This is a genomic window from Desulfovibrio sp. MES5 (genome assembly GCF_002237645.1).
Taxonomy (GTDB): Bacteria; Desulfobacterota; Desulfovibrionia; order Desulfovibrionales; family Desulfovibrionaceae; genus Desulfovibrio.
Window position 1 is genome coordinate 1 of the sequence record NZ_MJUZ01000052.1, and the last position, 13,371, is coordinate 13,371.

9 protein-coding genes are annotated in these 13,371 nt (G+C 60.2%); 5 read left to right on the plus strand and 4 right to left on the minus strand.

All coding sequences use genetic code 11. The features are described 5' to 3' along the window. On the minus strand, positions 1–235 hold a 235-nt coding region (locus BCS36_RS13710), incomplete at its 3' end, for a hypothetical protein (RefSeq protein WP_291303402.1). Between the two features lie 219 nt (positions 236–454). Here BCS36_RS13710 and BCS36_RS13715 point away from each other — a divergent pair. From BCS36_RS13715 to BCS36_RS13730, 4 genes are all read left to right on the plus strand, one after another. Beyond that, a complete protein-coding gene (locus BCS36_RS13715; protein ID WP_291303403.1) occupies positions 455–982 on the plus strand; it encodes a DUF2318 domain-containing protein in 528 nt (175 codons plus the stop codon). Positions 983–985: 3 nt separating this feature from the next. Further along, positions 986–2,443: an ABC transporter permease gene (locus BCS36_RS13720; RefSeq protein WP_291303404.1), complete on the plus strand. Its 1,458-nt coding sequence runs from the start codon at positions 986–988 to the stop codon at positions 2,441–2,443. A 16-nt stretch (positions 2,444–2,459) separates the two neighbouring features. Beyond that, on the plus strand, positions 2,460–3,140 hold the full coding sequence (locus tag BCS36_RS13725; protein ID WP_291303405.1) for an ABC transporter ATP-binding protein: 681 nt from the start codon (positions 2,460–2,462) through the stop codon (positions 3,138–3,140). A gap of 200 nt (positions 3,141–3,340) precedes the next feature. Then, positions 3,341–3,880, plus strand: coding sequence for an HdeA/HdeB family chaperone (locus tag BCS36_RS13730; RefSeq protein WP_291303406.1), 540 nt, complete (start codon positions 3,341–3,343; stop codon positions 3,878–3,880). Between the two features lie 440 nt (positions 3,881–4,320). Here the strand turns inward: BCS36_RS13730 and BCS36_RS13735 are convergent, their stop codons facing one another. Together BCS36_RS13735 and ilvD are read right to left on the minus strand one after the other, a co-directional pair. After that, positions 4,321–5,256, minus strand: coding sequence for an AEC family transporter (locus BCS36_RS13735; RefSeq protein WP_291303407.1), 936 nt, complete (start codon positions 5,254–5,256; stop codon positions 4,321–4,323). Positions 5,257–5,635: 379 nt separating this feature from the next. Then, positions 5,636–7,312: a dihydroxy-acid dehydratase gene (gene ilvD / locus BCS36_RS13740; protein ID WP_291303408.1), complete on the minus strand. Its 1,677-nt coding sequence runs from the start codon at positions 7,310–7,312 to the stop codon at positions 5,636–5,638. Positions 7,313–7,632: 320 nt separating this feature from the next. Between ilvD and BCS36_RS13745 the strand changes: the two genes are divergently transcribed. After that, a complete protein-coding gene (locus BCS36_RS13745) occupies positions 7,633–9,186 on the plus strand; it encodes a lipopolysaccharide biosynthesis protein (protein ID WP_291303409.1) in 1,554 nt (517 codons plus the stop codon). 1,795 nt (positions 9,187–10,981) lie between these two features. Here BCS36_RS13745 and BCS36_RS13750 read toward each other — a convergent pair. Further along, entirely contained in the window at positions 10,982–13,309 is a 2,328-nt protein-coding gene (locus BCS36_RS13750; protein ID WP_291303410.1) for a methyl-accepting chemotaxis protein, read from the minus strand. Positions 13,310–13,371 lie beyond the last annotated feature (62 nt).

Here is a 13,371-nt window from a genome sequence, read left to right on the forward strand (position 1 = left end):
GACCCTTTTGTAAAAGGGTCCCTCCCCCACGCCCCCACCCCCTAAAACTTTTGGAAACGCTCAGTTGTTCCGTTTGGCGGCGTTGCTTCACTTTTTTTGAAACAGTCGAGGACGGAAGAGTCCACTCCTGCTTCAAAAAAAGATTGGCCTTGCCAAACGGAACAACTGCGCGTTTCCAAGAGGCTCTCCAATCTGTATTTTCTTTTATTCCTGTTTCAGCCTCTTGCGGCGCCACACTGCCGCAACGTGTCCCAACTGCCTAAAATTCCCAGAGCGCCTTCACTGGCGCTGCTGTCACCTTTTGTAAAACTCCCCAGATTATCAGCGGTTTTTTTCGTTTTCCTGCGGGAAAGAAAACTGCTGGAAATCATTCTTAAAATATGTTCCCATACTAAAAAACTATGAAAATATGCGGGCGCATCCCGCATCCACTACACACTGCCACGGAGAAGACATGCGTCACCCCCACACCATAGGATACTCTGCCGCCAAGGCCATACCACTGCCCTTTGACCGCCAAATTCGCGCCCTGATTCTGACGGCCCTTGCCCTTTGCTGTGCGCTCTTTGCCTCCCCTGTCCATGCCGGGCCTTTCGACAGCCTCTTCAGCAAGGAAACTGTGCTGGAAGTAAAGGACGGGGCCGTTTCTCTGCCCGTATCCGGCGTGAGCGCCAAGGCTTCTTTCTACAAAGTTAAAATTGACGGAACCGACGTAATCTTTTTTGCCCTGCTGGATTCCGCCGGGAAAGTGCGCGTGGCTCTGGATGCCTGCGACTCCTGCTGGCAATCGGGCAAGGGGTATAAACAGCAGGGCGATTCAATGATCTGCCAGAACTGCGGCATGGCCTTCCACTCCGACCGCATCGCCATGCGCAAGGGGGGCTGCAATCCGCACCCCGTGACCTACAGCCTTTCAGACACTACCGTCGTCATTCCGCTGGCGGAACTGCAGGCTGGCGTCAGGTTTTTCGGGTCCCGGTAGCACATGAATATCATAACCATTCCCTTACGCTGCCTGCGGCAGAAATGGGGGCGTTCCGCCGCGCTGCTGTCGGTCTTTCTGCTCGGCGTGGCGGCCATTACCGCCCTCAACAACGTGTCTTCGTCCGTGGCCGAGGGTTTTGAAAAAAAACTCAGCGCCTTCGGCGCCAACATCGCCATTACCCCCAAGAGGGAAACCCTCCAGATTTCCTATGGCGGCATCCCTCTTGGCAACGCCACAGTGGACAACGGCTATATTCCCCTGGCCGAAACCCTGCGCGCCATTGAGGGCATCCCCCTGCGGGACAGAATATCCGTGGTGGCTCCCAAGCTCGCGGGTCTCGTGGCCTTTGCCGCAAAGCCAGGCGACGCCACGGTGCTTGTGCCCCTTGTGGGCGTCGACTTTGAGTCCGAAGTGGAGTTGAAGCAGTTCTGGCATGTGCGGGGTTCCATACCCGGCGTTGCAACCATGCTGGCCCCCGACCCGCTCATGCAGCGCCTGGAAGAACAGCACGCCAAACACGCCAGCCAGGCAGGGCAAAACGACCAGACGGGCACAGCAGGCAACATGGGCCAGTCAGCCAGCGCCCCACAGGAACACGCGGGCAATTCCACCATGCTGGGCTCTGCACAAGGTGACGGGCAGGACATCGACCATACCGCACCCAACGCACAGCACGCCGCGCCAAACGGCGGGCAGCATGCCGCATCGCAGCACCCGGATCAGGGGCTTACGCCCGAACGCAGCCTGCTGGCCGGAGCAACCGTGGCGGAGCGCCTCAAGCTCAACCCTGGGCAGGCGATCTGGCTCAATGGCGGGCAGTATCTGGTGGAGGGCGTGCTGCAGCCCACGGGCAGCGATGACGACAGCGTTCTTTTCGCCCATATGCCCGAAGCGCAGAAACTGTTTCACGCGCCCGACGCAGCCAGCTTTATTGAAGTGGCCGCGCTCTGCTCCGGCTGCCCCATTGAGGATATTGTCAGCGAACTGGGCGCGGGCCTGCCCGGCCAGGACATCCGGGCCTTGCGGCAGGTGGTGGCCCAACGCATGTACTCCATTTCCTTTGCGCAGAACATGGCCCTCGTGGTTACGGTGGTCATCCTGTTTTCCGCATGCGTTATGGTGGTCATGTCCATGCTGGTTTCGGTCAACGAACGCCGCAAGGAAATTGGCCTGCTGCGTGCTGTGGGATTTTCACGGCGGGCGGTCTTCTTCATCTTTGCCGCCGAAGCCCTTGTTATTGGCTTTCTGGCAGGCATGGCGGGCTACGCGGCGGGATACTTCGCGGGCAGCAAGGTGCTTGTGGCCATGCAGATAGAGGCCGCGGCCTACCCGGCCTTTTCCTTCGCGGCCCTGTTCGGCTACGGACTGATGGCAAGCGCTCTGGCGGTGCTCGCCGCCGCTTTTCCCGCGTGCAAGGCGGCGCGCGCCAATCCGGCGGAAGCGCTCACTTCGCTGTAGCCATAAGGATACATATATGCTTGAAGCAATTGATATAGTTAAATCCTACCGGGCTGGCGGTCAGGCAGCGCCAGTGCTGCGCGGCGTAAACCTGCGCATTGAAGAAGGCGAGTTTGTGGCGGTGACGGGCCGCTCCGGGTCCGGGAAGTCCACCATGCTCAATGTGCTCTCCACTCTTACGGAACCGGACAGCGGCCAAGTGCTGTTTCAGGGGGCCGACCTTGCCTCCATGCGCGAGCACGAGCGCGACCGCCTGCGCAACAGAGCCTTTGCCATGATTTTTCAGGCCCACCACCTCATGCCCTACCTTTCGGTGCTGGAAAATGTCCTGCTGCCGGGGGCCCACGGCTTTCGTGGCATAAACGGCCAGCAACGCCAAAGGGCCATAAGCTGCCTTGAGCGCGTGGGCTTGGGGCACAAGAAAAACAGTCTGCCTTCCGAGCTTTCGGGCGGCGAACAGCAACGGGTGGCCATTGCCCGAGGCCTCGCATCCGACCCGCGCATGCTTTTTGCCGATGAGCCCACGGGCAGCCTGGACATGGCCACCGGCGACTCCATCATGCAGCTTTTACGGGAACTCAATGGCGAAGGGTTGACCATCGTCATGGTCACGCACAATCCCGACTATGCAGCACTGGCAGGGCGCTGCGTCCAGATGCGCGAAGGACGCGTGCTGCCGGACGGCACTCCGGCATAGGCGGCATCACCCGAGAGGCCAAATCGGTTGGGAAGCCCAAAAAGATATACGCACGCTGGCAAACACGCGCGCCTTGCCCGCGTGCGGGGCATGCCCCATGCGCGCCCGAGCCAGCGCACCCCCTGCGGCAAGGTATTGCCTGTTGACAGACGCGCCCCTGTGGGTAATGGAAGAACGAGTCTTTCACCAAGGGAGTTTTCATGAAGAAAGTTCTTGTTCTCTGTTGCCTGCTGCTGGGCCTGCCTGTGGCGGCTCAGGCCGCCAACGACAAAATCGCGCCCAATAGCTTTATTTGCGCCGAGCTTGTGACCATGCCCATGACGGACGGCGGCCAGCCGCCCATATTTGAAGCGCTTCAGATCGACGGCTACGTCAGCGCCGGCATAGGCGACGCCGTGGCCCATCCCGACATCATGGCCACGCTGCTTACCGAAGTATACACCTACTGCCAGAGCCACCCCACTGACAAGGTCGCCGACGTATGGGCCAAAGCGCGCAAGGCCCAGACCATGCCCCAAGGCGATGTCTGGCAGGCTGACAAAACCAAGTGCAGCGACTACAACGCCGACCCCGACAACGGCAGCGGCTTTGTGATCTGGCTGGACGGCTACAATCGCGGCAAAAACAAGACCGAAGCCTCTGTGCTTGAAAGCGACGCCACCATCAAGTCATTTCTGGATGCCTGCGTCAAACAGCCGGACGCCCTTATGCTGGACGTAATGGCCAAGAGCGCCAAGTAGCTCACACAAAGAATTCTTTGTCGCCTACAGGCGCGGCGTCAGCGCCAGCCCTGTGCGCAGTCTAAAAAAAACAGCCGTCTCTCTGGAGACGGCTGTTTTTTTATGTATTCGCGCTGACTTGGCGTTTTTTACGCCTGGAGCAGATTCACTTTGAAATATTCACGCTTCAATTTGTCACTCTGCCGACAGTGCGATTTGCGGCAGAATCCACGCCACGTTTGGGCGCGCTGCGCTCTCGTGCAGCGTTGGAGCATTCAACTTTTTACAAAGTTACAATGCTCTCAAATGCCATAAAGGTTTTAGGGGGTGGGGGCGTGGGGGAGGAGACCCTTTTGCAAAAGGGTCTCCTCCCCCACAAAGCAGTTCAAAATGGCATTGCTCTACCCTGTCGTGCCTCCGTAAGGCGTCGGAGCTTCCCGTGCGCGGCGAGCATGGCCGCATCACAAAATGGTCATGTACAGGGGCACAGTAAATATGCAGAGCAAGGTGGACACGGTCACGGCCTGCGCGCCGAACTCCGCGTCCGTGTGGTAATAGGCGCTCAGAATGGCCGCCTGGGCCATTACCGGCAGCGAGGACTGCATGATGAAGACCTTTCCCATAAGCCCGCCCACGGGAAAGAAGGTCAGCAGCGTGTACATGACCAGCGGGCCAAGCAGTATGCGGCCCGACAGGGCCAGGGCCATGTCGCGCGTGATCTTGATGCCGCGCAGGCCCATATCGTGCATGGTGATGCCTATGAATATGAGCGCCAGGGGCGTGGTCATGTTGCCGAGATAGCGGGCCGCGTCCTGGATGAAGAGGGGCAGTTCCACATTGCAGAGTATCAGCAGCACACCGGTCAGAAAGCCCAGCAGGGGCGGCGAAAATATCTGCATAACGCGGCTGCGCAGGGGAATCAGCCGTGCTTCGCCCTCGATGTCCCGCGTGATGGCATACTGCCCCACTGTCCAAAAAAATACGGTGCTGGCAAAATAGTACAGCAGCACATAGGGCACGGCCCCTTCGCCAAACAGGGCCAGATTGACGGGAATACCCACAAAGATGGTGTTGGAATTGGCCACACTGGCGCAGAAAAGGCCAAAATGCTGCTTCTTCACCCTGGCGATCTTGCCAATAATGATCGCCAGCACAAAGGTCAGCGCCACCGAGGCCAGGGGCAGCAGCGCCCCCTGCATGAAATCCAGCAGGCCGTCGCGGCGGAAGGACCGCATGATGGTGGACATAAGATAGGGCGGCAGAGCCACATAGGTAATAAGCCGAGGCAGCAGGATGCGGGTTTCGGGGCCAAACCACCCCTTGCCCGCAAGCACATAGCCCACCATGCCCATAAGAATGAGGCCGAAAACGCCCCCCATTGCATGCAAAAAAGCCATGACGCACTCCGTAAAAGATCTTTTGGGCGGAGCCATCCGCCCAACTCAAAACACCCTGGCAGATGCACCGAGCCGTTTCAGGCCGTCCTCCTCGAGGTCTTCCAGGGGAGCGCGGTCATAAAACCCCACGGGCATGACAGCTCGTGGGGTCAGCAACTTAAGGCTACGGGCGCAGTGTCCACGTGGGCGCATTTGCCGGGGAACACATTGCCTCAAAAGCGCCCTTTGCGCCCCGGCCCGCAGTTTTGCTTCGGCAGGCGGCATTCACCGCGCCGCCCGAAGCAAAACAAAAAGCATCGAGCCGGAACACAAAGGAACCCTTAAAAACCTATAGTGCAGAGTAACTTTGAAGTGTGAAGCATTTCAAAGTTATTCTGCGCTAGATATCCTGGTATCTCGCACCATTGGCCGCAGAGCTCACAAGGTGGGCGTAGCGGCGCAGTACGGGATAGGGGCTGCGTTTTTCCACAGGTTTGTGCCCGGCGCTGCGGCGTTCCAGTTCGGCGGCGTCAACCATGAGGTCAAGCTTGCGGTTGGGGATGTCGATATGGATCATATCCCCTTCCTGCACCAGGCCGATAATGCCGCCGTCCGCCGCTTCAGGCGAAATGTGGCCGATGGCCGCGCCGTTGGTGCCGCCGGAGAAACGTCCGTCCGTCAGCAGGGCCACGTCCTTGCCAAGGCCCATGCCCGTGATGGCCGCTGTGGGCGAAAGCATTTCACGCATGCCGGGGCCGCCGCGCGGACCTTCGTAGCGGATGACAACTCCGTCGCCGGGCTTGATCTTGCCGTCAAGAATGGCCTTCATGGCGTCTTCTTCAGACTCGAACACCCGTGCGCGCACGTCGCGGCACATCATCTCCGGCGCAACGGCGGACTGCTTGACCACCGCTCCGCCCGGGGCAAGGCTGCCCCGCAGGATGGCAATACCCCCCTGTTTGGAATAGGGGTTGTCCACACTGTGGATGACGTCGCTGTCCAGCACGCGTGCGTCGCGCAGATTTTCGCCCACGGTCTTGCCGGTGACCGTCATGCAGTCTTTATTGATAAGGTTCAGCTTGTCCAGTTCCGTCATGACAGCGGGGATGCCGCCCGCATTGTCCAGATCCACCATGTAATGCTTGCCCGCCGGGGAAAGCTTGCACAGGTTGGGGCTCTTGCGGCTTACCTCGTCAAAAATTTCCAGGCCAAGGTCAAGCCCGGCCTCGCCGAACACGGCGGGCAGGTGCAGCACCGTATTGGTGGAGCAGCCGAGGGCCATGTCCACGGCCACAGCGTTGGCCACGGCCTTGGGGGTGACGATGTCTCTGGGCTTGATGCCGCACTCGAGCATATCCATAACGCGCATGCCAGCCGTTTTGGCCAGACGGATGCGCGCGCCGCTCACGGCGGGTATGGTGCCGTTGCCGGGCAGGGCCACGCCGATGGTTTCGGCCATGCAGTTCATCGAGTTGGCCGTGAACATGCCCGCGCAGGCTCCGCAGCCGGGACAGGCGCGCTCGGCCATGTATTCCAGTTCCTCTTCGGTGATGGCGCCGCTGCGCACCTTGCCCACAGCCTCAAACACGGTGATGAGGTCGCCGCGCTGTTTCGGGCCGATGTTGCCGGGCAGCATGGGGCCGCCGGAAACCATCACGGAGGGAATGTTCAGGCGCATCATGGCCATGAGCATGCCGGGCACGCACTTGTCGCAGTTGGGTATGAACACCAGGGCGTCAAAGGCGTGTCCACGGGCCATGATTTCGATGGAATCCGCAATAAATTCGCGTGACGGCAGCGAAAAACGCATGCCTTCGTGGTTCATGGCCAGGCCGTCGCACACGGCAATGGCAGGAAACTGCAAGGGCGTGCCGCCAGCCATGCGTACACCGGCCTTGACCGCGTCTGCCAGAGCATTTAGGTGCAAATGCCCCGGAACCACTTCACTGGCGGCATTGACCACGCCAACCAGCGGGCGGTCCATTTCCTCTCTGGTCAGACCCAGAGCATAAAGCAGGGAACGGTGGGGGGCTTTTTCAAGGCCGGATTTCATCTTTTTACTGCGGCTCTCATCCATGACGGCATCCTTACGTTGTGATAACAAACTCTCCCGCCGCCACATCCGGCGTGCGGGCAACGGTCAAGTCATACGGCAAAAGATTACGCTCGTAAACAATATCGGTTCCTGTCGGCCCGCCGGGACGCAGGCCCAAGGATGGACAGATCGCCTTCAAAAATAAATAATCCTTACGGTTACGACACGCCTGTCGCGGGCCGTAACAGCGCAGGCAAACGGGATTGCGCCCTTACGGCGAACGGCTGCCCACGGTCCACTTTTTTTGCTACAGAGGGCTGCCCGCTATTGAGGGCCGTAAGGAAGTGGGGTAGTTTCCGGGCATGCAAAGCTCCACCCCGACGCTGGCGCGCCGCTACATCTTCAAGCTTCTGGCAAACATCGCCACTGTACCCGTCTACCTGGTCATGGAGGCGATTCTTCCGCGTGCTCTGGGCCCGCACATGTACGGCAACTACAGCTTTGCCACCAACCTTTTCCAGCAGCTTACGGGCTTTCTGGATATGGGCACTTCCACCTGCTTTTACAACGCCCTGTCCCGCCGACAGAACGAAACCGGGCTCGTGGGATTCTACGCCCGCGTGACCGCGCTGGTGTTCGGCATCATCCTGCTGGCGGCGCTGGCCCTGCAAGCGCCTGCACTGGGTGATCTGCTCATGCCGGACGTGCCCCTGTGGCTGGCTCCCCTGGCCGCCCTGTGGGCCTTTCTTACCTGGTGGGGTCGGGTGCTGCGCTCAATGAACGACGCCGTGGGGGCCACTGTGGCCTCGGAAATGGTGCGCACGGTGGTCTCACTGTTCATGGTGGCCCTTCTGGGCCTCATGTTCTGGCAGGACTGGCTGAACATCCACACCCTTTTTGCGCAGCAGTACCTTATGCTTGGGCTTATGGCCCTTGGCTACTGGCTGGTGACGCGCCGCCACTGGCGCAGCCGCGAGGTGGCCCTGGCGTTCCGCCTGCCTGAAGGGCAGAGCAAGGCGTACCGCCGCGAATTTTTCAATTACAGCCATCCGCTTTTTGTGCAGGCCCTGCTTTCGTTCCTGCTGCTCACCGCCGAGCGCTGGCTCTTGCAGTGGTTTGACGGCAGCGTGCAGCAGGGCTTTTTCGCCCTGTCGCAAAAAGTCAGCATGGCCTGTTTTCTTTTTGTCTCGGCCATGACGCCGCTGATCATGCGCGAGCTTTCCATAGCCTGGGGGCACAATGACCGTGAGGCCATGGGTCGGCTGCTCACGCGCTTCGCCCCCCTGCTCTATGTGGTGGCGGCCTATTTTTCCTGTTTCACGCTGGTGGAAGGCTCCGCCCTGGTGGATTTTTTTGGCGGGGCGGAATTTGCCGCCGCCACACTGCCCGTGCAGATCATGGCTCTTTATCCGCTGCATCAGGCTTACGGCCAGCTGGCCGGATCGGTCTTTCACGCCACGGGGCGCACGCGCGTACTGCGCAACATGGCGGCCCTTGAGTGTGTTTATGGCTTTACCACCGCATGGTTTCTGCTGGCCCCGCCGGAATATCTGGGCCTGAACCTGGGAGCCGTCGGCCTTGCCATCAAAACCGTGGCCGTGCAGATCATCACGGTCAACGTATACTTGTGGCTGGCTTCACGCTTTCTGCCCCTGAGCTTCTGGCGCAATTTCGCCCATCAGATATGGAGCCTCGCCGTTCTGCTCACCCTGGCGTGGCTGTGCCGTGAAGGGACCATCATGATCGGTCTGGGCGACCTCAACACCATTTCCCGCTTTCTTATCTCCGGCGTGCTGTACAGCATTGGGGCCGGGGTGGTCTGCGTGGCCATGCCCGCCCTGCTCGGACTTTCACGGCAGGACGTGCGGGAGCTTGTGACCCGCTTCAGAAAGTCCCGTCAAAAGACCGGGGAGTAGGCTGCGCCGTTGATGTTGTTTGCGCTGCGCGCGGCGCGGGGCGAGAACTCGCGTGGCCGGTACTCTGGAGCGCGTTAAAACCGGGTCTGTCCTTTGAGAGGAAGCCTCTGCGCCCTGCGGGCACGGGGGCTTTTCTTTTTCTGCTGTTTGGGCTGCCTGCGCAGCATGCGGCTGAGTGTGGGCTGCGGCTGATGCTTTGAAGAAAGCAAAGCAGGGCTTGTCCTTTGCGAGGTGGCTTCTGCACCCTGCGGGCACGGGGGCTTTTCCTTTATTTAGTTTGGGCCGCCTGCGCGGCGCGCGGCAGATGGGGGCCTGTTAGGGGCTGCCGCCCCTCCGAGGCCCCCTCTGCACTCCCCCCGGACGACCCCGCTGGGTTTGTCGTACATCCCACACTCCCACGGACTAGCCTTAAAGGGCCGTCCATATCCCACCATTCTGCGAGGGCTGCGCGGCCTCTGCTTCGGGAGCTTCCCTCCCTCTGGTCGGGTGATATCCCTGCGCGCCGCGCAATGCCAGCATGCGCCTTCGCGTTGAATGGGATATCGGTGAGGACGTCTTGTTAACGACAGACTGCCTCAAAAATGGCGCTAGATTGTTAAGGGCAAGCCCAGTGTTACTCTCCCTGAAACACCAACTGCGCAAGCCACTTCGCACGCCGCGCAGGCGGCCAAAACTAAATAAAAAAAAGCCCCCGTGCCCGCAGGGCGCAGAAGACACCTCTCAAAGGACAGGCCCTGCTTCATTGCCTCTGCCGCACCGCTACGTAAGCTCCAACACCCGGACCCGAAGTGCAGATCCTGCGTCACAACGAGCCCTCCCGTAACAACCGGCCGCCATTTCTGGGACTCCATACAGCTAGCACGACGGCCCCGGCCTCTCATTCAGCGCGAAGGCGCACGCTGGCATTGCGCGGCGCGTAGGGAGATCACCGAGCGCAGCGAGGAAGCTCCCGAAGCAAAAGCCGTGCAGCCCTCGTCAAATCACGGTAACGGGAAAGCCCCAGCAGGGTGCTTCGGGGGGGATGCAAGGGGGGCCGAGAAGGGGGCGCAGCCCCATAACCGGCCCCGCCTTGCCGCACGCCGCGCAGGCGGCCAAAACTAAATAAAAAAAGCCCCCGTGCCCGCAGGGCGCAGAAGACACCTCTCAAAGGACAGGCCCTGCTTCATTGCCTCTGCCGCACCGCTACGTAAGCTCCAACACCCGCAGAGCATTGCCCACGCGTCTCAAAGACCAGACCCGAAGTGCAGATCCTGCGTCACAACGAGCCCTCCCGTAACAACCGGCCGCCATTTCTGGGGCTCCATACAGCTAGCACGACGGCCCCGGCCTCTCATTCAGCGCGAAGGCGCACGCTGGCATTGCGCGGCGCGTAGGGAGATCACCGAGCGCAGCGAGGAAGCTCCCGGACCAAAAGCCGTGCAGACCTCGTCAAATCACGGTAACGGAAAAGCCCAGGCAGGGTGCTTCGGGGGGATGCAAGGAGGGCCGAGAAGGGGGCGCAGCCCCATAACCGGTCCCGCCTTGCCGCACGCCGCGCAGGCGGCCAAAACTTGATAAAAGAAAAGCCCCCGTGCCCGCAGGGCACAGAAACTTGCTTTCGAAGGACAGGCTTGTTTTTAACTCGCCCCGGGGTTTCCGCCGCACAAACTTTCCCGTCTTGCCGCCGCCGAGCAGCCCCCCCAACGCTTTGAAATGACTCCCCCCAGGACGCAACCAAACCGCTTTTTAACGCAAAAGGCCCCGCCGAACAGCGGGGCCTTTCGCAGTATCCAAAAATCAAACTACAGCACAAGCCCTACCCATTCGCGCTCAGGCTCGTGATGAGCCTTTCCAGTTCATTCGCCTGTCTGGACAGGTCCGCAATGGCGGTACTGCACTGCGCCATGCCCTGATCCGTGGCGTCGGCTATGCTGCTGATGGAGATGATGGCCTTATTGATTTCTTCTGACGTGGCGGACTGCTCCTCAGCCGCAGTGGCGATGGAATGCACCTGATCCCCGGCAGCTTCCACCATGCGCACCACCTGGGCAATGGCCTCGCCAGAGCGTTGCGCCAGACTGGTGGCCTCGGCCACGCGCTGCACCGCAGCTTCCATCTGGGTTACGGCGTCCTTGGTTCCGTCCTGAATGCCACCGACCGCATGGCGCACTTCCGTAGTGGCCTGAGCGGTTTTTTCCGCCAATTTGCGTACTTCGTCCGCCACCACGGCAAAGCCCCGCCCGGCGTCGCCCGCGCGGGCGGCCTCAATGGCGGCGTTAAGCGCCAGCAGATTTGTCTGGTCGGCAATGTCGGAAATGACGCCCATAATGGCCCCAATCCCCCGTGCCTGCTCGCCAAGATTGTCCATTATACTGGTCAGACGCGAAGCTTCATCGTGGATGGACTGCACTGCAGCCGTTACCTCGGTCACCAGATGCGCCCCGCTTTGCGCCTCGGCTTTGGCAACGTCCGCGCTTTGCGAAGTGGCGGCGGCATTCTGCGCCACCTCCATAATGGTGGCGTTCATTTCTTCCACCGCCGTGGCGGTCTGGGCTACGCGGGAGCTTTGCTCACGCGCCCCCTGGCTTGAGTGCCCGATCTGGTCGGAAAGCTGTTTCGAGGCGTCGGCCATATGCTCAACCACCCGCGAAGCCTCATGGGCCGCCTGGGCAATGGCCGCGTTCTGGGCTTCAATACGGCTCTTCTGGTTATATATCTCGGTCAGATCATTCCAGAAAGCTATGGAGCCAAGAAGGGTGCCGTCAAGGTTGTAAAAAGGCGTGGACCGCGCGGTTATGCGCAGTTGGCGGCCCGAAGCCGTGATGTAGTCGAATTCCAACGAAAGAGCCTTGCGCTCCCTGATGGCCTGATCCGACAAAGTTTCGTGCGACGCGTCATTCTGGAAAAACAGGCCGGAACGCTGCCCGACGTAGGATTCACGCGGCTCTGTTTTTTCAAGCATCTGACATATTTCGTCATTGACCCAGATCATATTGAAATCCGGGCCCACAATGCCGCAAGGCGTGGGGATGCCGTCCAGCACTCCCTGCGAAAAGCCAAGGCGCTTCTTGAGTTCCTCCACCATAGTGTGCAGGTACCCGGCAAATGTGGCCATTTCAGCCCTGAACTGGCCGTGCATGGCAGCCTTGAGGTCACCCGCCGCCACCCTGGCGGTAAAGTCAGACAAGGCGCGCAAAGGCCTGAACACCAGGCGCTGATTGATCACGGTCAGCAGCACGGCCAGAAACACAATGGCCACAAGGCCCACGCCGCACAACACCATGCGCTGGGTCAGGGCGGGCGCCGCCAGCTCTGCGTCATAGGCGCTCATGCACACGAGCCAGCCCGTGGCCGCAATGGGCGCCACGGTCATAAATTTTTTCTCGCCTTCCCAGGGATATTCGATAATGCCCTTCTGGGCCTTCAAGGCTTTCTTGATAAAGTCCTGTCCAGAAAGATCGGTCAGCAACAGCTTTTTATTGGTTCCGTGGGCGATAATGCGCCCCGTAGCATCCAGGGCGAAACCGTAGCCCCGCTGCCCAAGCCGAATGGGATCGATGGTTTTGGCGGTAAAGTCGCTCCAGCGCGGACATACGGCCACGGCTCCCACCAGGGTGCCGTCAGCGGCGTATACCGCCTTGGCGACAACATATATGAGCATGCTCGCATCCGTGGTGGCCGTCATGACGCTGCTGCTGAAGGCCAGACTTTTGCCGCTGAAAATGGCCTTGCTGTAGTCGCGGTCAAAACGGTCGCCGCCCGTCATGTCCTTGAGATCGGCATTAAGTCCGGCCACGATGCGGCCCCTGACATCAAACACAAAAAAAGACCAGTACGCCGGAAAGGCTTTTACATAGGTATGCAAAAGCTGCTGCGCGTCCTGCGCCGCCAGGGTCGAGCCGTCCAGCGCATCACGGATAACTTCCTGCCCAGCCAGGGACGAGGCCACGCCGACGGACTGCTCGATATAGTTCTCAGCGGACTGGGCCACGATCATGGCCGTCTGGTCCAGAGCCTTGCTCTGCACACCAGAGACCATCTGGTAGGACGATGAGGACACATAGGCGATCAGAACCGCTATGATGACAAAAATGGATGCTGTTATGGAAACGGTGCAAATGGTATTTATGCGAAGCTGCCGCATTGTGCGCCCCCGACGCTAAAGTGAATCAGAACCCCGCATGTATGCCAAGCTGACAGCATTGA

Excerpts from the sequence above, each read along its gene's own strand:
- BCS36_RS13715 (WP_291303403.1), top strand. The coding sequence starts at position 455 with ATGCGTCACCCCCACACCATAGGATACTCTGCCGCCAAGGCCATACCA.
- BCS36_RS13720 (WP_291303404.1), top strand. The coding sequence starts at position 986 with ATGAATATCATAACCATTCCCTTACGCTGCCTGCGGCAGAAATGGGGG.
- BCS36_RS13725 (WP_291303405.1), top strand. The coding sequence starts at position 2,460 with ATGCTTGAAGCAATTGATATAGTTAAATCCTACCGGGCTGGCGGTCAG.
- BCS36_RS13730 (WP_291303406.1), top strand. The coding sequence starts at position 3,341 with ATGAAGAAAGTTCTTGTTCTCTGTTGCCTGCTGCTGGGCCTGCCTGTG.
- BCS36_RS13735 (WP_291303407.1), bottom strand. The coding sequence starts at position 5,256 with ATGGCTTTTTTGCATGCAATGGGGGGCGTTTTCGGCCTCATTCTTATG.
- ilvD (WP_291303408.1), bottom strand. The coding sequence starts at position 7,312 with ATGGATGAGAGCCGCAGTAAAAAGATGAAATCCGGCCTTGAAAAAGCC.
- BCS36_RS13745 (WP_291303409.1), top strand. The coding sequence starts at position 7,633 with ATGCAAAGCTCCACCCCGACGCTGGCGCGCCGCTACATCTTCAAGCTT.
- BCS36_RS13750 (WP_291303410.1), bottom strand. The coding sequence starts at position 13,309 with ATGCGGCAGCTTCGCATAAATACCATTTGCACCGTTTCCATAACAGCA.